This is a genomic window from Terrabacter ginsenosidimutans, from assembly GCF_039539425.1.
Classification (GTDB): Bacteria; Actinomycetota; Actinomycetes; order Actinomycetales; family Dermatophilaceae; genus Terrabacter; species Terrabacter ginsenosidimutans.
On the sequence record NZ_BAABDC010000002.1, the window covers coordinates 652,018 to 670,273 of the forward strand.

General features: G+C 71.2%; 19 protein-coding genes and 1 tRNA gene. 6 read left to right on the forward strand and 14 right to left on the reverse strand.

The window, feature by feature from the left end; genetic code table 11:
- Positions 1-37: 37 nt before the first annotated feature.
- Together ABD831_RS09020 and ABD831_RS09025 are read right to left on the reverse strand one after the other, a co-directional pair.
- Positions 38-1,357, reverse strand: coding sequence for a M23 family metallopeptidase (locus ABD831_RS09020; protein ID WP_344944650.1), 1,320 nt, complete (start codon positions 1,355-1,357; stop codon positions 38-40).
- 380 nt (positions 1,358-1,737) lie between these two features.
- A complete protein-coding gene (locus ABD831_RS09025; RefSeq protein WP_344944653.1) occupies positions 1,738-2,688 on the reverse strand; it encodes a zinc metalloprotease in 951 nt (316 codons plus the stop codon).
- 795 nt (positions 2,689-3,483) lie between these two features.
- Between ABD831_RS09025 and ABD831_RS09030 the strand changes: the two genes are divergently transcribed.
- A complete protein-coding gene (locus tag ABD831_RS09030) occupies positions 3,484-3,873 on the forward strand; it encodes a hypothetical protein (protein ID WP_344944656.1) in 390 nt (129 codons plus the stop codon).
- A gap of 65 nt (positions 3,874-3,938) precedes the next feature.
- Here ABD831_RS09030 and ABD831_RS09035 read toward each other — a convergent pair.
- A tRNA-Ile gene (locus ABD831_RS09035) sits at positions 3,939-4,012 on the reverse strand.
- Positions 4,013-4,158: 146 nt separating this feature from the next.
- Here ABD831_RS09035 and ABD831_RS09040 point away from each other — a divergent pair.
- The 4 genes from ABD831_RS09040 (at position 4,159) to ABD831_RS09055 (ending at position 6,578) form a co-directional block, all read left to right on the forward strand.
- The gene (locus tag ABD831_RS09040; protein WP_344944659.1) at positions 4,159-4,524 is read left to right on the forward strand and encodes a bifunctional 3-phenylpropionate/cinnamic acid dioxygenase ferredoxin subunit; all 366 of its coding nucleotides are present in this window, start codon (positions 4,159-4,161) and stop codon (positions 4,522-4,524) included.
- 144 nt (positions 4,525-4,668) lie between these two features.
- Positions 4,669-5,184 (forward strand): DUF3145 family protein, encoded by a 516-nt coding sequence (locus ABD831_RS09045; protein WP_142177556.1) that lies wholly within the window; start codon positions 4,669-4,671, stop codon positions 5,182-5,184.
- Positions 5,185-5,700: 516 nt separating this feature from the next.
- Positions 5,701-6,207: an HNH endonuclease gene (locus ABD831_RS09050; RefSeq protein WP_344944662.1), complete on the forward strand. Its 507-nt coding sequence runs from the start codon at positions 5,701-5,703 to the stop codon at positions 6,205-6,207.
- Positions 6,204-6,578 carry a WhiB family transcriptional regulator gene (locus ABD831_RS09055; protein ID WP_344944665.1) on the forward strand — a complete coding sequence of 125 codons (375 nt, stop codon included), beginning with the start codon at positions 6,204-6,206 and terminating at the stop codon, positions 6,576-6,578. Before ABD831_RS09050 ends, ABD831_RS09055 begins: the two co-directional genes overlap by 4 nt.
- A gap of 177 nt (positions 6,579-6,755) precedes the next feature.
- On the opposite strand, the gene fabF is transcribed toward ABD831_RS09055, so the two are convergent.
- The 11 genes from fabF to argG form a co-directional block, all read right to left on the reverse strand.
- Complete coding sequence (fabF, locus tag ABD831_RS09060; RefSeq protein ID WP_344944668.1) at positions 6,756-8,006, reverse strand: beta-ketoacyl-ACP synthase II; 1,251 nt, start codon at positions 8,004-8,006, stop codon at positions 6,756-6,758.
- 115 nt (positions 8,007-8,121) lie between these two features.
- Positions 8,122-8,370, reverse strand: a complete 249-nt coding sequence (locus tag ABD831_RS09065; protein ID WP_142177560.1) for an acyl carrier protein — start codon at positions 8,368-8,370, stop codon at positions 8,122-8,124.
- Between the two features lie 145 nt (positions 8,371-8,515).
- Positions 8,516-9,571 (reverse strand): beta-ketoacyl-ACP synthase III, encoded by a 1,056-nt coding sequence (locus tag ABD831_RS09070; protein ID WP_344944673.1) that lies wholly within the window; start codon positions 9,569-9,571, stop codon positions 8,516-8,518.
- Positions 9,572-9,721: 150 nt separating this feature from the next.
- Positions 9,722-10,654 (reverse strand): ACP S-malonyltransferase, encoded by a 933-nt coding sequence (locus tag ABD831_RS09075; RefSeq protein ID WP_344944675.1) that lies wholly within the window; start codon positions 10,652-10,654, stop codon positions 9,722-9,724.
- Between the two features lie 46 nt (positions 10,655-10,700).
- Positions 10,701-11,954 (reverse strand): PucR family transcriptional regulator, encoded by a 1,254-nt coding sequence (locus tag ABD831_RS09080; RefSeq protein ID WP_344944678.1) that lies wholly within the window; start codon positions 11,952-11,954, stop codon positions 10,701-10,703.
- Between the two features lie 92 nt (positions 11,955-12,046).
- On the reverse strand, positions 12,047-12,754 hold the full coding sequence (locus ABD831_RS09085) for a class I SAM-dependent methyltransferase (protein ID WP_344944681.1): 708 nt from the start codon (positions 12,752-12,754) through the stop codon (positions 12,047-12,049).
- 9 nt (positions 12,755-12,763) lie between these two features.
- Complete coding sequence (locus ABD831_RS09090) at positions 12,764-13,477, reverse strand: ABC transporter permease (protein ID WP_344944684.1); 714 nt, start codon at positions 13,475-13,477, stop codon at positions 12,764-12,766.
- Positions 13,387-13,959, reverse strand: a complete 573-nt coding sequence (locus tag ABD831_RS09095) for an ABC transporter permease family protein (protein ID WP_344944687.1) — start codon at positions 13,957-13,959, stop codon at positions 13,387-13,389. Before ABD831_RS09095 ends, ABD831_RS09090 begins: the two co-directional genes overlap by 91 nt.
- Positions 13,956-14,939, reverse strand: a complete 984-nt coding sequence (locus ABD831_RS09100; protein ID WP_344944690.1) for an ABC transporter ATP-binding protein — start codon at positions 14,937-14,939, stop codon at positions 13,956-13,958. Before ABD831_RS09100 ends, ABD831_RS09095 begins: the two co-directional genes overlap by 4 nt.
- A 166-nt stretch (positions 14,940-15,105) precedes the next feature.
- Complete coding sequence (locus ABD831_RS09105; RefSeq protein ID WP_344944693.1) at positions 15,106-15,570, reverse strand: SRPBCC family protein; 465 nt, start codon at positions 15,568-15,570, stop codon at positions 15,106-15,108.
- 102 nt (positions 15,571-15,672) lie between these two features.
- A complete protein-coding gene (gene argG, locus ABD831_RS09110; protein WP_344944696.1) occupies positions 15,673-17,097 on the reverse strand; it encodes an argininosuccinate synthase in 1,425 nt (474 codons plus the stop codon).
- A 233-nt stretch (positions 17,098-17,330) separates the two neighbouring features.
- Here argG and ABD831_RS09115 point away from each other — a divergent pair, with 233 nt between their 5' ends.
- Positions 17,331-18,248: a type IV toxin-antitoxin system AbiEi family antitoxin domain-containing protein gene (locus tag ABD831_RS09115; protein ID WP_344944699.1), complete on the forward strand. Its 918-nt coding sequence runs from the start codon at positions 17,331-17,333 to the stop codon at positions 18,246-18,248.
- Positions 18,249-18,256: the final 8 nt, after the last annotated feature.

Here is an 18,256-nt window from a genome sequence, read left to right on the forward strand (position 1 = left end):
CCCGAATCGTGAGGACGCGGGCGTGCTGCCGTTCCAGTCAGGCGCCGCCCTCGGCTGCCGTCGTCGAGGACGCCGAGGGCTCGCTCGTCGAGGTGCCGGTGGCGGACTCGGCAGCGGTGGCGACCTCGGTGGCGGTCTTGAGGACGGCGGCGGCGGTCGTGGTCGCCGTCGCGCTAGGCGTCGAGTCAGCAGGTGCGGCGGCGGCCGCGCTCGAGCTGGGCGGGTCGCTCGTCGTTGCCGGCGGCGGGTCGCTCGTGGTGGTCGTCGTCGGGGGGGCCGTCGTCGTGGTGCTCGGGGGCGGAGTCGTCGTCGGTGGCACTGTCGTGGACGGGGACGGCGCGCTCGTCGTCGGGGACGGCTTGGTGGTCGTCGGGGACGGCTTCGTCGTCGCGCTGGGACCGCTCGTCGTCGGTGACGGGCGACTCGTCGTCGGGGTGCCCGTTGCCGTGCCCGGCTTGGCCGTCGTCGGCTTGGTGGTCGGCGTCGAGGACGGCGGGCGACCGCCGGTGCTGCTGGGCGTCGTGGACACCTGGCTGGCCTCCGTGATCGGGACGTCACCGTCGGCAACGGTCCGGATCGTGCGGCTGCCCGGGTCGAGCACGAGGTGCGGCACGACGGCGTACGGGACCGACGCGGTGGCCGACGGTGCGAAGCCGAGGTACGGGGCGGGGTCGACGTAGCGGTCGTTGATGATGACGTCGAAGTGCAGGTGACAGCCGGTCGACCATCCGGTCGTGCCGCTCAGTCCGATGACCTGGCCCTGCTTGACGACCTGGCCCTCCGTGACGAGGAACTTCGACTGGTGACCGTAGGCGGTCTTCACCGTCGGGCTGTGCTGGATGATCGTGCGCCCGCCCCACGACGCGGAGACCCGAGCGTAGATGACGGTGCCGTCGGCGGCCGCGTGGATGGGCGTGCCGCAGGCGGCGGCCAGGTCGATGCCGGTGTGGAACATCGGACGCCCGAGGAGCGGGTGGATGCGCGGCCCGAAGGGCGAGGTCTCGCCGCCGGGGACCGGGTGGATGAAGAGAGGTCGTCCGACGATGGGGGCCGCGATGGCCTCAGCGGTGGCCGGGGTGAGGCTGATGGCCGGGAACATGAACAGGCCGCCACCGATGGCGGTCGAGAAGGCGGAGTCGACCGGGGCGAGGGCAGCGGTGGGCGGGCTGGTCGCCGTGGACCGGGACAGCTCGCTGCGGGCCTGGCCGACGGCAGCGACCGCGTCCTGGACGGCGGCAGGTGAGCCGGCGGCCAGGACGACCGAGGCCGTCGGAGTCTGCGGTGCGCTGCCGCCGAGGAACGGCAGCATGGCAAAAAGCAGGAGCATCGTCGCAAAGGGCACCAGTCTGCCGCGCATCCGAATGTTCAGGACGCGCGGACCACTGCGCTCATTGGCGTCTGTCACCGTCAAGCCACCCCCCTCGAGGTACTGCTGCTGTCACCTTCGACCCTCGTGCGACGGACCCGGCGCCGCAACCGGAAGGTTCTCACGAACGCCCCCACGTCCTGGCCTACCGGTCGTCTCCACCATAGGTGGGCGGGTTGCACCAGGGGCCGTTCCCGGGGAAATTCGGCCGGGATCCGTGACGCATGTGACGGATGTGCTGAATGTCGGGATCGCGGGCGTGGCCCGCCCGGTCGCAGGACCGGACGGGCCACCACAGCGCGGCACACGGCATACGGCATACGCCAGCGAGGGTGTGCGGCGAGAGGACGCAGGGAGAGCGCCGAGAGGACTCAGCTGGTCGGGACCTTCCGGAAGTCGACCCAGGCGTCGTTCATCCGCTCGACCTGCCCCTTGGTGAACATGTTCATGCAGGAGTCCTGCGTGTAGTCCATGAAGTTGTGGATGGGGTCGAGGCCCGGCGCGCTGCACGTGTCGGCGCCCGTCGGGCAGTTGAACTGCGGCACCGCCTCGCGCGGGGTGTCCGCCACGAAGTCCCCACTCGCCGAGCAGGCACCTTTGAAGGTGTGCTCGAGCATGAGCCAGTGGCCCACCTCGTGGGTCAGGGTGTCGCCCTCGGCGTACTTGCCGGCCGTGCCGCCCGGCATCGACTCGTCGAGCATGACGACGCCGTCGATGTAGTCGCGTCCGTTGTTGTAGCCCTTGGGGAAGTACGCCCAGCCGAGCAGGCCACCGCCGATGTTGGCCGAGTAGACGTTCAGCGTCTCGGAGTTGCCCGTGTAGAGCGCCTTCTTCATGTCGCGCTCGGTCTTGCCGGGTGTCACCGTGTACCACTGCGCGTTGACCGTGTAGTCGATCTTGGCCAGGGAGAAGCGGAACGGTGAGTCGGCAGCTGCGGCGGCGGTCCTACCGCTGTAGGAGTCGTTCAGCACCGTCATCTGCGCGGTGATGAGTCGCTCCCAGCGTGCCTTCTCGGTGGGCGACAGGGTGTGGTCGGAGACGACGTGGAAGACGGTGGGGATGTGGACGCTGCCGTTCGGCAGGCGCGGGGCGTCCTTGATGACGCCGTAGGCGTTCGCCTCGTTCTTCGAGTAGAGCTCAGGCTCCTTGGCGGTGCTTCCTGAGCGCACACGGGCGAGGTCGGGCGCCGTCTGGCACTCGGCCGTTGCCGGTGAAGGCCTCGTCGGCGCGGCACTGACCGTGGCGCTCGAGGATCCGGCGGCGATGACGCTCACCGCGGCGGCCGAGACCGCCATCCAGCGCAGGGTGGGCTTGCTTCGCATGTGTGATCTCCCCAGTCGTGGTGTCCCCGAGCGTTCAGTCCCCGGAACCTGCCGCGCGGCCGACGCAACGGGGGCTTGCGCCGCGGCAATCCGTCGGGCGATCCCTTGCGCTGATCTTGCGGAAAGCACCCCGGTTCGGAGCGGGCGATCTTGCAGACCGCACGCCACAGTGGAGGACGTGGGGGAGAGAGACCGGCGCGACCGTGGGGGAACGGCGCCGGAGTGAGGCCGGCCGGGGGGCCGGCTGGGGGTGAGGACGGGGCGGGTTCTGCCGGGGGAGTCGGCGGAACCCGCCCCGATCGCCGTCCCTGGGACGCGGGCCGGGACCCGTGCCGAGTGACCTGGATCGTCCCATCTGTCGAATCTGTGACGTTTTGCCTGATGTGCGCACGCCAAGGTGGAGACTGGTACCAGGACCGTACGCGGCCCCTTCTCGGGAGGCGGGTCGGTGCTGTCCTCCGGACGTCGTCGACCTCATCGTCGATGCGCTCGCTGCCCCGTCTCCCACCCCCGGGCGCGGGCGCACCCCCAACGTCGCCCGGGCGCCGGCGGACCGTGAGGGCCGTCAGGCGCAGGACTGGTCGGCGGCGGTCGCACCCCGCCGGCCAGCCTCCTGCCGAGACGTGCCGTCCCGCCGGTGCTGGCACCCCCCCAACGCCAGGACGGAGACGGATCGGTCACCCGGGACGTTCGGCACTGGTGCCGCGCACCTCTGCTGAAGCAGCCTCGACGCAGGCGGGTTGCGGAGGAGTGACGCCTCGGTGCGTGGCAGCGCCTCGGAGAGGCAGGACGGTGATGACGACGCTGGTTCAGGTCACCACAGGCATCCTGCTCGTTGCCCACGGCTTGGTGCACCTGCTCTTCATCGTCCCGGAGGCCGCTGACCCGAGCTATCCCTTCTCACTCGATCGGTCCTGGCTCGTGCCGGGCCCGGCCCGCCGCCCCTTCGCGCACGTGCTCATGGGCGCCGTGGTCCTCGCCTTCGTCGCAGCAGCCCTGGCGTGGTGGGGCGTCCCGGGACTCGACTCTGCATGGACCGTGATCGTGGTGGTCGCGGCCTGCCTGTCGCTGGTGCTCCTCATCGCCTTCTGGGACGTGCGCCTGATCATCGGCGTGCTCATCAACGTGCTGCTGATCGGCATTGCCGTGTTCAGTCCCTCGTGGGTGCAGGCGATCCGGCCCTGAGCGGGCTCGGTGCCGGGAGCGCTCGAGCGGCACACCGGCAGCGGGGGAGTGCGGCGCGAGGTGAGTGGGGCAGCAGGGGCTTGAACCCTGGACCGACGGATTATGAGTCCGCTGCTCTGACCGGCTGAGCTACTGCCCCGGGACCGACGTCAGCATCGGCCGACGAGGTCGCAGGGAGTCTAGCGAGCCATCGCCGTCCCTCACCGAGGAGGTGGCCGAGGCAGCCTCCGGAGGCACCCTCTAGGCTCGCCGTGACCGTGGCCCCGAGCAGGCGAGGAACAGAGAATGAGTGACGGCATCCGGGTGGTAGCGATCGACGACGTCGAGCCGGGTGAGGCGCTCGTGCTCGACACGGCGGTCACGGCCACAACCGAGCCGATCTCACTGTTCCGCGACGACGACGGCACCTACTACGCCCTCGACGACACGTGCTCGCACGAGGACGCGTCGCTCGCGGAGGGCTGGATCGAGGCCGGCGAGGTCGAGTGCCCGTTGCACGCGACGCGCTTCTGCCTCAGCGACGGCAGGCCGATGTGTCTGCCCGCCACGAAACCGGTCCGGACCCACAGGGTCGAGATCCGCGGTGACGAGGTCTATCTCTTCCCCGGAGTCCCGGCTGCGGGTGACGAAAGCGGACAAAACGACAGCTGAGACTGCTGGTGCCGCTGTGCCTCATGGTGCACAATGGGCGAGTGCTCGTTGCCGAGCGCGGGATCTGCAGTCACGAGGCAGGCCACCGGGGTCACGAAGAAGCAGGCGTTGGGGAAGACGTCCCTGCAACTTCAGGAGGTTCGGATGGCTGTCGCGATGTCGCGCACCCAGACAGGTGGGGTTCTGTTCATCCACGGAGCCCCTGCCGCGCTGTGCCCGCACATCACGTGGGCGATCGAGGCCGTCCTCGACCAACCGGTGACGCTCGACTGGATCCCCCAGCCCGCCGCGCCACGGATGATGCGCACCGAGCTGCCGTGGGCCGGCGCCCCGGGCACCGGGGCCGAGCTCGCCAGTGCCCTGCGCGGCTGGGACGGACTGCGCTACGAGGTCACCGAGGACCCCTCACCGGGCTGTGACGGTGCGCGCTGGTCGTACACGCCCCGGCTCGGCATCCACCACGCCATGACGTCGGCGTCGGGCGACGCCGTCGTGCAGGAGGACAGGCTCCGCGAGGCGATCCTGCGCACACGCGGGGACGCCGACGCGCTCCAGGACGAGATCGACCTGCTCCTGGGGATCCCGTGGGACGAGGAGCTCGAGGTGTTCCGCTACGCCGGCGACGGCGCCGCCGTTCGCTGGATGCACAAGGTGGGATGACCACCTGACAGCTCGTCCGCCGCGACCTCCAGCGCGGCGACCGAGGTGACGAGGGCCCGGGCGGTTCGTGCTCCCGGGCCCTCGTCGCGTCCGGCTGTCCTCAGGCTCCTGCCCTTACGACCGGGCGCGCCAGACCGTCCGGAAAACCACTGGGCGACGAGCGGGGACACCTGCCATCATCGAGCGGGCGTGACGACTCACGTCGCGAGCGATGTGCGCCAAGCCATCTCCACTCCCGCAGACGAAGGGCCAAACATGGCAACGGGACTCACCATCAAAGCGAAGCGCAGCCTGTGCCTCGCCGATGTGGCCTACCCGTTCCCGGGAGAGTGCCGCATCCGGCACACCCAGCCCCGGCGTCCCTGCCTGCGATCTCGCTGACGCGACGAGCCTGACCGGCTCCGCGCTCGAGCCGCCCACCGGGAAGCCCGGACGGGGCGGCTCCTTCTCGTGCCGCCCCGTCCGTAGCCACGAAGACGAGACGACGACACGACGTGACGGAGAGGAGGGCCGGCCATGACCGAGGTCGAGGTGTGGAATGCCGATGAGACGCTGCTGCACCGGGTCGCCGTGCGGCACGCCGTGCGGATGATCTGGCGCGGTGTCGCCACGCCGGTCGAGGTGCACGCGACCCAGCGGATCGGCCCCTACCGGGTGCCCGTGGTCGTGCGTCTCGTGCGCTACGTGGAGCAGAAGTGGCTCTACTCGCGCACCCGGGCGACCTACTCGCGCGAAGGCGTCCTGCTGCGTGACCGCGGGCAGTGCGCCTACTGCGGACGGTTCGCGGCGACCACGATGGACCACGTCCTCCCGCGTTCGCGGGGAGGCGCGACGTCCTGGTCCAACGCCGTCGCCGCATGCGAGCCGTGCAATGCGAGCAAGGGCGACCGCACCCCGGAGGAGGCGCGGATGCCGCTGCGCTGGGACCCGTTCGTGCCCACGCGCGTGCAGCTGCACTTCGCCCGAGCCACGACACCGACCAGAACCCCTACAGAGAGCGCCCGGAAGGAGCCCGTCAGATGACCAGGAACCGCACGACCCTTCGCACCCAGTCCCTCGGACAGGTCGGGCTCAGGCCGACCTCGAGAGCCGTGCAGCCCTTCGATGCGTGGATCTTCCGCGCCGCGTCAGAGCATCCCTTCGAGCTCGACGGCGCGACGCCGAGCTGCGGCACCGAGGACCCGGAGCTCTTCTGGCCGGCCACCGAGGCCGACGCGGAGCAGGCCAAGGTCGTGTGCCGAGCCTGCCCGCTGGCCGAGGCCTGCCTCGCCGTCGCCCAGCGCCGCCTCGAGTGGGGCGTCTGGGGCGGAGAGCTGCTCGCCAAGGGCCGTCCGACGGCCGAGCTCCCGGGCAATGTCCGCCCGTCCCCGCACGACACGGCGCGCAGCGCCTGACCATCGAGGTCGTATGCCGGGTGGCCGCCTCCGAGCGCGGCGCGCCCCCCGGCATACGGCCAAAGGCGCAGACATCAGCCGCCTGCTGTGGCCCCACGGCCCGCGTTGCGCAGCAACGCCCCTCGACCGGTCACGGTCGAAGGGGCTTGTGCTGCAACAGGTTCGCGAGCCTGTTCCTCAGAAGCTGCGGATCGCCAGGGCGACGTTGTGGCCGCCGAAGCCGAACGAGTTGTTGAGCGCTGCGATGTCGCCGTCGGGCAGCTTCTGGTGCTCACCGGTCACGACGTTGAGCTGGATCTCGGGATCCTGCTCGTCGAGGTTGATGGTCGCCGGGACGAGCCGGTTGTAGATCGACTGGATCGTCACGACCGCCTCGAGCGCGCCGGCGGCACCGAGCAGGTGGCCGGTCATGGACTTCGTCGCCGTGACCGACAGGTTGTCGGTGTGGTCGCCGAAGGCGCGCTTGATCGCGTTGTACTCGGCCACGTCGCCCACCGGGGTCGAGGTGGCGTGCGCGTTGATGTGGATGATGTCGGTCGGCGACAGGTCGGCCCGCTCGACGGCATACAGCATCGCGCGGGACGCGCCCGACCCGTTCGGCTCAGGGGCCGTGATGTGGTGCGCGTCCGCGGACATGCCCACGCTCGCGAGCTCGGCGTAGATGCGTGCGCCACGGGCCCGGGCGTGCTCCTCGGACTCGAGGACGATGACGGCGGCGCCCTCACCGAGGACGAAGCCGTCACGGCCGGTGTCGTAGGGGCGCGACGCCTTCTCCGGCTCGTCGTTGCGGGTCGAGAGCGCCTGCATCGCGGCGAAGCCGGCGATCGGCAGCGGGTGGACGGCGGCCTCGGTGCCTCCTGCGACGACGACGTCCGCGCGACCCGTGCGGATCATGTCGATGGCGTAACCCATGCTCTCGGCACCAGAGGCGCACGCGCTGACCGTCGTGTGGGCACCAGCTCGGGCACCGAGCTCGAGCGAGACCGCGGCGGCGGGACCGTTGGGCATGAGCATCGGGACGGCGAGGGGGTAGACGCGTCGCGGGCCCTTCTCGCGCAGGTTGTCCCACTGGTCGAGGAGCGTCCAGACGCCGCCGATGCCGGACCCGATGGCTGCGCCGAGGCGCTCCGGGTCGACCTCGGGCTTGCCCGCGTCGGCCCAGGCCTCGCGAGCGGCGATGAGGGCGTACTGGCTCGACGGGTCGAGGCGACGGGTCTCGACCTTGGTGAGGACCTCACCGGGCGGGGTGGCGATCGTTGCGGCAAAGGTGACGGGGAGCTCGTACTTGGCGACCCAGTCGAACTCCATCGGGCGGGCGCCGGACCGGCCGGCGAGCAGGGCCTCCCACGTCTCCGTGGCGGTTCCGCCGATGGGCGTGGTGGCTCCGAGACCGGTGACCACGACGCGTCGGTCGCGATTGGACGTCATGGTGACGTGCTCCTCTGGGTCGAGTGGGGTGATGTCGTGCGAGGGGTGGAGCGGACGAGCGGATGGTGGTGCGGCCCGGCCGGCGCCCGGTGGTGCCGGGCGCCGACCTGGGGGATCAGGACTGCGCCCCGCCGATGAAGGTGACGGCGTCGCGGACGGTCTTGAGGTTCTTGACCTCGCTGTCCGGGATGCGCACGCCGAACTTCTCCTCGGCGTTGACGACGATCGTCATCATCGAGAGGGAGTCGATGTCGAGGTCCTCGGTGAAGGACTTGTCCATCTCGACGGACGCGGTGTCGAGACCGGTCTCCTCGTTGACGATCTCGGCAAGACCCTCGAGGATCTCCTGCTCGGACTGAGCCATCTGTCTGCTCCTTGTTCGTGTTGGCGGTTCGTGCTCTTGGTGGTGCTGTGCTGCCCGGTTCGGTCATCCGTGGTGGACGACCTCCCCTGGCCCGAATGACCCGTCGGGACCGGCGGGAGTGGTGGGCTGCCCGTGCTGGGAGTGCTCAGGGCAGCACGACGACCTGCGCGGCATACACCAGGCCGGCGCCGAAGCCGATCTGGAGCGCGAGGCCGCCGCTGGGGATCTCCTTCTCGGCGAGCATCCGCGTCGTCGCGATCGGGATCGAGGCCGCTGAGGTGTTGGCGGTCGTCACGATGTCGCGGGCCACGGGGATGTCGGCCGGCAGCTTGAGCTGCTTGACCATCGCGTCGATGATGCGGATGTTCGCCTGGTGCGGGATGAACGCGTCGAGGTCGTCGGCCTTGATGCCCGCCTTGTCGATGGCCTGCTGCGCGACGGGGGCCATGCCCCAGACGGCCCAGCGGAAGACCGTCTGGCCGGCCATCCCGATCGCGGGCCACACGTTCTTGTCGGCCTGCGCGGACTGCCACGACTCGCGGACGTCGGTCCACGCCTGCTTCTGCGTGATGGCATCGCGCTGCGTGCCGTCGGATCCCCACACCGTCGGGCCGATGCCCGGGGTGTCGCTGGGACCGATGACGCAGGCGCCCGCGCCGTCTCCGAAGATGAAGGCGCTGCCGCGGTCGTACGGGTCGGTGAAGTCGCTCAGCTTCTCGACACCGACGACGAGGACGTAGTCGGCCGAGCCGCCCTTGACCATGTCGCTCGCCATGGCCACGCCGTAGCAGTAGCCGGCGCAGGCGGCAGAGATGTCGAGGGCCGGGGCCGTCGAGCCCAGCCGGGAGGCCAGCTCGGGCGCCGCGGCGGGAGTCTGGTAGGGGTGGGTGACCGTGGCGACGAGGACGAAGCCGATCTGCTCCGGTGAGATGCCGGCGTGCTCGAGGGCCTGGCGGGACGCCGCCTCGGCCATGTCGATGACACTCTCGTCGTAGGCGGCGAAGTGGCGGCTGATGATGCCGGACCGCTCGCGGATCCACTCGTCGCTGGAGTCGATCTTGTCGACGATCTCGGAGTTCATGACGACGCGGGCCGGCCGGTAGGCGCCGACGCCGAGGATCCGCGAGTGGCGGGCTGCGCCGTTGTCGACGAGGGTGCCGGTGCCCTTGGGCGTCGGCGCGGTGGCGCTGGGGGATGTCACGTGAGGCCTTCTCGAGGGTGAGGGTTCAGGTGGGTCGGTGGGGTCGGCGACTGGCGCTGGAGCGGTCCGGGGAGACGGGATCGCCGTCGCTCGGGCACCTCTTCTCCATGAGCGTGCCCCTGTCGGGGGCGGAGCGCCAGTCATGGTCCGTCACGAGGCGGAGTGCGCCTTGACGAGGTCGCGGGCCGCCTCGAGGTCGTCGGGAGTCTTGACGGCCAGGGTCTCGACGCCGGGCATGGCGCGCTTGGCCAGACCGACCAGGGTGCCGGCGGGGGCGAGCTCGAGCAGTCCGGTGACTCCCAGCGCGAGCATCGTCTCCATGCACCGGTCCCAGCGCACCGGGTTGCTGACCTGACGGACCAGTCGCTCGAGCGCGTCCGGGCCGTCGGCCACGGTGGCGCCGTCGGCGTTGGACAGCAGACGGACGGACGGTGCGGACGGGGTGACCTCCTCTGCCGCGGCCGCCAGGGCCTCGACCGCCGGCGCCATGTGCGTGGTGTGGAAGGCGCCGGCGACCTGGAGCGGGATCACTCGCGCCTTGGCCGGTGCCGCCTCACGGAGCGCGGCGACCTGCTCGAGGGTGCCGGCGGCGACGACCTGGCCGGCGCCGTTGATGTTGGCGGGCGTGAGGCCGTGGGCGTCCAAGGCCGCCAGGACCTCGTCCGGGTCGCCACCCAGCACCGCGGCCATGCCGGTCGGCGTGACCGCGCTGGCCTGCGCCATGGCGCGGCCGCGGGTGGCGACGAGCGAGATGGCCTGCTCGTCGGTGACGACCCCGGCAAGGGCCGTGGCCGTGAGCTCGCCCACCGAGTGCCCGGCGAGGACGGCGCCGGTGGCGGCGAGGTCGGCTCGTGCGGGGAAGAGGGCCGAGGCCGTCACGAGGCCGGCGGCCACGATCAGGGGCTGCGCCACCGCCGTGTCCTTGATGGTGTCGGCGTCGGACTCGGTGCCGTGTGCGACGAGGTCGAGGCCGGCGGCCTGACCGAGGGCGGTCAGCTGCTCGCGCACCCCGTCGAGCTCGAGCCAGGGGGTGAGGAAGCCGGGAGTCTGGGAGCCCTGTCCTGGGCACACGATCGCTAGCACGTGGTCAACCTTTCCCGGTTACCGGTGAGGACCTCGTCACCGAATGTCACGAAGTCGCAAGGGATACTTTGGAGGTTTCCTCCAAGACGCCTGCTGGGCCTGTGGTGCGCGCCGCGCTCGACAGGGTGGGGGTCTCGGCGAGGCGACCGAGGGCGAGGGCGATGCGCACCGTCCATGCCTCGCGCGGCGACGTGAGGTCGTAGCCCGTCACGTCGGAGATGCGCCCGAGCCGGTACCGGACCGTGTTGGGATGCACGAAGAGTGCGCGTGCGCTGGCCTCGAGGGAGCCACCGGAATCGAGGTAGGCCGTCGCCGTCTGCAGCAGCGGGGCGTGGCTCGCGGCGGCGAGGGGGCGGTAGATGCGCTCGACGAGGATGCGCCGCGCCGGCGGGTCGCCGGCGAGGGCCCGCTCCGGCAGGACGACGTCGGACTCGAGCACCCGGGGTGCGTCCGGCCAGGCAGCGGCGGCCGCGAGCCCGCTCAGGGCGGCCCGGGCCGAGCGGCCCGCGGCGAAGAGATGGGGGACGGTGGGCCCGACGACGACGGGTCCCGGCCCGAAGCAGTCGGCGACGGCCTCGACGACGCGAGTGGCCTCGCGGGTCCCACCGAGGATGGCGATGAGACGCGACCGCTGCACGATCGCCAGCGCCTCGACCCCGTGCTGACGGACGGACCGGCGCAGGTCGTCGACCGCAGGGACGGCGCCGCCGGCTACGGCGGGCGTGCTGCCGACGACGAAGGTGACGTCGGCGACGTCGCCCCACCCGAGGGCGCTGGCCCGCGACTGCATCGAGTCGTCGGCCTCGCCTCGGAGCACGGCGTCGACGACGAGCGCCTCGAGGCGGGCGTCCCACGCGCCGCGGGCCTCGGCGGCGCCGGCGTAGACCTCGGCAGCGGCGAAGGCGATCTCGCGCGAGAAGCGCAGCACCGACTCGCGCAGCAGCTGCTCGTCCCCGGGGCCGGCAAGGTTCTCGACGCGAGACTCGACGACGTCGACGACGGTGCGCACGAGGTCGAGGGTCTGGCGCAGGCTCACCGAGCGGGTCAGCTCCTGCGGCGCGTTGGCGAAGATCGAGATGGCCGACGGCGGATGGCTCTCCTCCTGGTGGAACCAGGCGATGAACTGCGAGATGCCGGCCTGCGCGACGAGTCCGACCTGGGAGCGCTCCTCGGCGGAGAGCTCGCGGTACCACCGCAGGTGCTCCTCCATCCGCTGGGAAGCCCGCGTGGCCAGGTCACCGGCGCTGCGCTCGACGGCGCGTGAGGTCACCTCGCTCGGGTGCTGCCGCGGTCCGGTCACGCTGCCAGCCTAGGCCGCGCCACCCCTCGGCTTTGTATGCCGTTCACAAAGCGGGCATGGGCCGTGGCGGTGGGCGTCGGGCGGGGACGCGGTCAGTGGGCGGTCAGCAGGGCGGTCCGGCCGGCATACGTCCTCGGGCCGTCGAACGCCGGGAGGGAACGGGCGAGCTCGGGCGCGAAGGTCGCGAGGTAGGCGCACGCCGCCTCGTGGCCGGCGAAGGTGGCGCGGGTCTCGACGTCCCGTCGGCGGACGTGCTGGAAGTGGCGCCCGAGCACCTCCTCCGCGTTCTCCGACATGAACTGGGTGACGAGGGGCTCGCCACCGGCCTCGCGCAGCAGGTCGCTCAGGTGCTCACTCCCGTTGGTCGCGACGTGCAGGCTGCCACCGTCGCGCAGGACCCGGCGGACCTCGCGCAGCGTGCCGTCGAGGTCGGGCACGTGGTAGAGCATCCAGGCCGCGACGGCACCGTCGAACGAGCTGTCGGCGAACGGCAGGTCGTCGGCGGCGGCCACCTCCGCGGTGACCCCGAGCGCCCGAGTGGCCTCGACCATGGCGGGGGAGAGGTCGGTCGCCACGTAGTCGACGCCCGGTGCCTCTTCGAGGACCGAACGAGCGAAATGCCCTGTGCCGCAGCCGATCTCGATCAGCCGGCTGGGGCGGGAAGACACCACGAGGGTCCTGAGGACGTCGGCCGGCGACACGCCCTCGGGTCCGGGTCCCCACACGCCCCGGCGCGTCTCGAGACGCTCGGTGCTGCCGTACTGCTGGCCCAGGTGACGTCGGTCGGTCATCTCACGCATCGGTGGACCCTATCGATCCCCTTGTCGCCCGGACCACCCGCCCCGCCGGAACAGCTCGCCCAGCCGGACCCGGTGGCCGGTGATGACGAGGGCCCGGCGGTAGACCGTCGAGGCGAGCCAGATGCAGCCCAGCCCGGTGACGGCTGTCAGGCCGAGCGCAAGAAGCAACTGGTAGACGGGCACGTCGCCGGACGCCCAGCGGATCGGCATGGTCAGCGGGGCGGTGAGGGGGAAGATCGAGACGGCGACGCTCCAGGGCGATGACGGGTTGCCGATGACGACGGTGACGCCCAGGAGGTAGCCCGCGATGATGAGTGCGGTCACCGGCAGGACCGCCGTCCCTGCCTCGGTCACCTTGTCGACGAGGGCTCCTCCGGCGGCGTAGAGGAAGGCGAACATCCCGAAGCCGAGGATGAACCACGTGATCGCGAGGGCGACGTCGGGAGCGGCCATGGCGGGCAGCCAGGACGACCCTGTCACCGAGGCCCCGACGAGCAGCGGCACGGACAGGACGAGGAGCTGGATCGTCGCGACGGTCGCCACCGCGAGGACGGTGCCGACGAGGACCTGGCTGGGTCGAAGGACGGCCAGGAGGACCTCCGAGATGCGGCTCGCCTTCTCCGTCGCCACCGTCATCGAGATGATCTGGCCGCTGAAGAGCAGCGCCAGGTAGAGCACGAGGCCCACCGCGAAGCCGACGTTGGCGCGCCCCGGATCCTCCACCTGCGCGACGAACCCTGCTCGGGCGGGCGCACCGAGTCGAGCTGCGACACCTGCTCGGTGGTGAGGCCGAAGTCGGTGAGCATGCGGCGCGTCTCGATCCGGACGAGGGACTGCGCGACGATGCCGGGGAAAGCGCTGGTCGTGCGCTCGGCGACGTACATGCGGTCTCCGGCCAGGCCCACCGTCGCCTCACCGCGCTGGACCGCAGCCCGGACCCCTGCGTCGTCCGCCCGCTGGAGGTATGCCGTCCGGGCGTCCGTGGCCTTCGCGGCTGCGTCCAGCGACGTCGCGAGCTGGGCGGGGGCCGGACCCACCGTCACCAGCGTGTAGGTCGTGGGTCCACCGGCGATGAGCCGGGGCACGAGCACGGCCCCGATGGACAGGAGCAGCATCAGGCCCGTCACGATCTTGAAGGTCCTCGAGCGCAGCTGCTCGCGCAGGCCCCGGCCGAGGACGAGCGACATTCCGTGCCACCAGGTCATCGTGACCCCCTGGCAGTCGTGTCCGACCTGCTGGATCCGTCGGACCTGGCTGATCCGTCGGGTGCGTCGGGTGTGCCGGGTGCCTTGGCAGGACCCACCGACTCGAGGAACAGCTGCGAGAGCGAGGGCAGGTCGAGCCCGAAGTCGTCCACGCGACCTGCAGCGCGCGCGCCGTCGAGCACGCTGAGCGGGTCGGTGCCCCGGGGGATCGCGATCCGCACCTCGTCGGCCTCCTCGCTCACGACCGCGGCGCCGGGGAAGTGGGCCAGCCATCGCCGGTCGGGTGCGTGCACGTTGAGCCGCAGCTGGACCCCGGTCGAGGCGGCCCGCAGGCTCGCGAGGGGGCCGCGCAGGACGATCCGGCCCGCGTTGACCATGACGATGTCCTCGCAGAGGTTCTGCACGAGGTCCAGCTGGTGGCTCGAGAAGAGCACGGTGCACCCGGAACGGGCGCGCTCACGCAAGCTGTCGGACAGCTCGGCCACGGCCACCGGGTCCAGGCCGGCGAACGGCTCGTCCAGCACGATCACCTCCGGCTGATGGACGAGAGCGGTGGCGAGCTGGAGCCGCTGCTGCAGACCGCCCGAGAGCTTGTCGGTGCGCTGTTCCCAGCGATCCTCCAGGCCGAGCTCGCTCAGCAGCTGCCGGGCCCGGGCGTGGGCGTCCGCGCGGGTGAGCCCGTGCAGCCGGCCGAAGTAGACGACCTGGTCACCGACCTGCATCCCGGGGTACAGGCCTCGCTCCTGCGGCATGTAGCCCCAGTGCTGCCTGGCCTCGCTGTCGACCGGCACCCCACGCAGGAGCACCTCGCCGCGGTCCGGGGTCAGCACGCCGAGCATGATCCGCATCAGCGTGGTCTTGCCGGCCCCGTTCGGTCCGAGCAGGCCGGTGAGTACGCCGGGAGCGACCTCGACGTCGACGCCGTCGAGCGCCACCCGGTCGCCGTACGAGTACGCCACATCGCGGGCCTCCAGGGCCATACCTCCACGCTAGCCGTGCGGGCACCCCACGACAGGCGTTCGGGGAGGTGGCGCCCCGCACTGGCTGGGGACGTCGTCACTCTCGGCTGTGGTGCCTGGACGGCGCACAGAGACATGGTGGAGGCGGCCCCGGTCGTGGACCGGGACCGCCGGGAGGATCGAGTGGTCAGCTGGAGACGGCCGATGCCAGGTTCCCAAGACTGTCCTCGAGCTGGCCCTTTCCGACGAGCGGGAAGCTCACCTTCGAGAGGATGGCCTTGTCGGTGACCTGGCTCCAGTCGTAGGTCAGGGTCACGAGCGTGGCGTGCGGTCCCTCGGGCGAGAGCTCCCACATCCACTCCCAACCCGGAGGCGGGGTGTCGGCCGGCGCGGTCTTCCACGCCAGCAGCGAGTTGTGCGAGTAGCCGGTGACGGTGTTGTCGGTCTGGTACTCGCCACCCATGTGGTCGCCGGCCATGTTCATCCGGAACACGTCGCCGACCTTCTGGATGCGTTCGGCCTTCTCGTCGGACCGGACGAAGCCCGACCCGTCGAGCTGGACGTGCCGCTTCGGGTTGCTGAGCACGTCGAAGATCTCGGCTGCCGGGGCGTCGATGGTGCGCTGGACGGTGATCTTTCCGTTGTCGCTCATGAAGGGTCCCTACCCGATCGCCGCGCTCCCGCGACCGGACAAGGGTGATCCCGGCGGCCAGTGGCCGCCGGGATCACCTCGAGACGCACGAGATCTGGCAGGTCAGTCGGTGCCGAACTCCATGGCGGCACGGTCGAGCGCGTCGTCCTGCTCGTCGACGTCGGCCGCCGACGGGTTGGCCGAGATCGCAGCCGCGCCACCGGGGGTCAGCTCGCCGACGAGCTCGTGCACGTCGGCATCGAGGAGGCCCTGGGCGGCATACAGCTCGAGCTTGGCGCGCGAGTCGGCGATGTCGAGGTTGCGCATCGTCAGTTGGCCGATGCGGTCGACAGGGCCGAACGCGGCATCCTCGGTGCGCTCCATCGACAGCTTCTCGGGGTGGTAGCTGAAGGCAGGGCCGGAGGTGCCGACGATCGACCAGTCGTCGCCGCGCCGCAGACGGAGGGTGACCTCGCCGGTGACGGCCGAGGCGACCCAGCGCTGCAGCGACTCGCGGACCATGAGCGACTGCGGGTCGAGCCAGCGGCCTTCGTAGAGAAGGCGGCCCAGCTTGCGACCCTCGGCGTGGTAGTTGGCGATCGTGTCCTCGTTGTGGATCGCGTTGAGCAGCCGCTCGTAGGTGATGTGCAGCAGCGCCATGGCCGGTGCCTCGTAGATGCCGCGGGACTTGGCCTCGATGATGCGGTTCTCGATCTGGTCGCTCATGCCGAGGCCGTGGCGTCCACCGATGACGTTGGCCGCGTCCACGAGGGCGACGGCGTCGGCATACTCCTGGCCGTTGATGGCGACGGGACGGCCGCGCTCCCAGCGAACCGTGACGTCCTCGGTCTCGATGGCGACCGACGGGTCCCAGAACTTGACGCCCATGATCGGCTCGACGACCTCGATCGACTCGTCGAGGAACTCGAGGGTCTTGGCCTCGTGGGTCGCGCCCCAGATGTTCGCGTCGGTGGAGTAGGCCTTCTCGGCCGAGGCGCGGTACGGCAGCTCGCGGGCCGTCAGCCACTCGGACATCTCGTGCCGGCCTCCGAGCTCCGTGACGAAGTCGGCGTCGAGCCACGGCTTGTAGATGCGCAGGCTCGGGTTGGCCATCAGGCCGTAGCGGTAGAACCGCTCGATGTCGTTGCCCTTGAAGGTCGACCCGTCGCCCCAGATGGAGACGCCGTCGTCCTGCATGGCGCGCACGAGCAGCGTGCCCGTGACGACGCGGCCCAGGGGAGTGGTGTTGAAGTAGGTCTTGCCCCCGCTGCGGATGTGGAACGCGCCGCACGCGATGGCCGAGAGGCCTTCCTCCACGAGCGCGCTCCTGCAGTCGACGAGCCGGCTGATCTCGGCGCCGTACTGACCGGCGCGACCGGGGACGGAGTCGATGTCGGGCTCGTCGTACTGCCCGAGGTCGGCCGTGTACGTGCACGGCACCGCGCCCTTCTCGCGCATCCAGGCAACAGCAACTGAGGTGTCGAGACCGCCGGAGAAGGCGATGCCGACACGTTCACCGACGGGGAGCGAGGTCAGGACCTTGGACATGGATGTAAGTATATGCATAGCCGCGCATACCTATCCAATCGCCCCCGGTGCCTCCGGGACATCGCGTATGCCGGGTGGTCGGCTCCCGCTCAGCGGCGCCGGTCGCGCTCAGCCGGGGCGGAGGACTCCGGCGCTGGTGAGCCGTCCACACCCTCCTGAGACCGAGCCGCGTCGTCCACACCTCGCAAGCGGACGGTCGCAGGCGATGCGGCGGTCGATGGACGCTCGAGCGCATGGATCTGCACCTCATCGCGCGTGACGGGGTCTTCTCGACCGCCGACGCCGCTCGCCTGGGCCTTGACCGCAATGCGTTGACCCGTGTCGTCCGCGACGGACGCTGCCTCCGACTGGCGACCGGCTGGTACGCCGTCGTCGACGGGGAGCCGCCGGTCAGGGAGGAGCTGCATAGACTCACCGCGATCGCCCTCGGCAGGTCGCTGCGCGGTCGCGCCGCCCTCAGCCACCATTCGTGCCTCGTCGTCGCAGGTCTGCCCACCTTCGCGGCCGATCTCACCACGGTTCACCTGACCTCCTTGGTCCCGACGCGCGGCGGCGTCCCGGTCTCCCGGGCCGGGGTGGCGGTGCACCGTCGCGTCGGCAACCTGCGCCTCCCCGTTCCGGACACCCTCGAGGCGCATCGGCCGCGGCTAGTCCCCACGGCGTGGGCTGCCGTCCAGGCCGGGCTCGTCGCCGGCCCCGAGGCGTTCGTCGTGCCCGCGGACGCGGCCCTCCGTGCCGGCACCACGACCTGGGCCGCTCTCGACCGCGCGGTCGAGGTCTTCTCGACCCACACGGGGATCGGTCCGGTGAGGGCCGCGCGGTCCGTCGTGGACGCACGGCACGAGTCGCCGGGGGAGTCGCGCACCGCGTTTCTGCTTGCCGCTCTCGGGCACGAGGTGGAGCCGCAGGTCGAGCTCGTGGCCGAAGGCCGGCTCTATCGCGCGGACTTCAGGATCGCCGGGACGCGCGTCCTCGTCGAGTTCGACGGCGCCGTGAAGTACGAGGACCGACGGGCGCTGTTCGAGGAGAAGCAGCGCGAGGACGCGCTCCGGCGGGCGGGCTGGGTCGTGGTGCGGCTCGTCTGGGCCGACCTGGCCGAGCCGCTGCGGGTCGCCCGCCGGGTGGCTGCAGCCCTGGCCCTCGCCGCGTGACCGGGCCT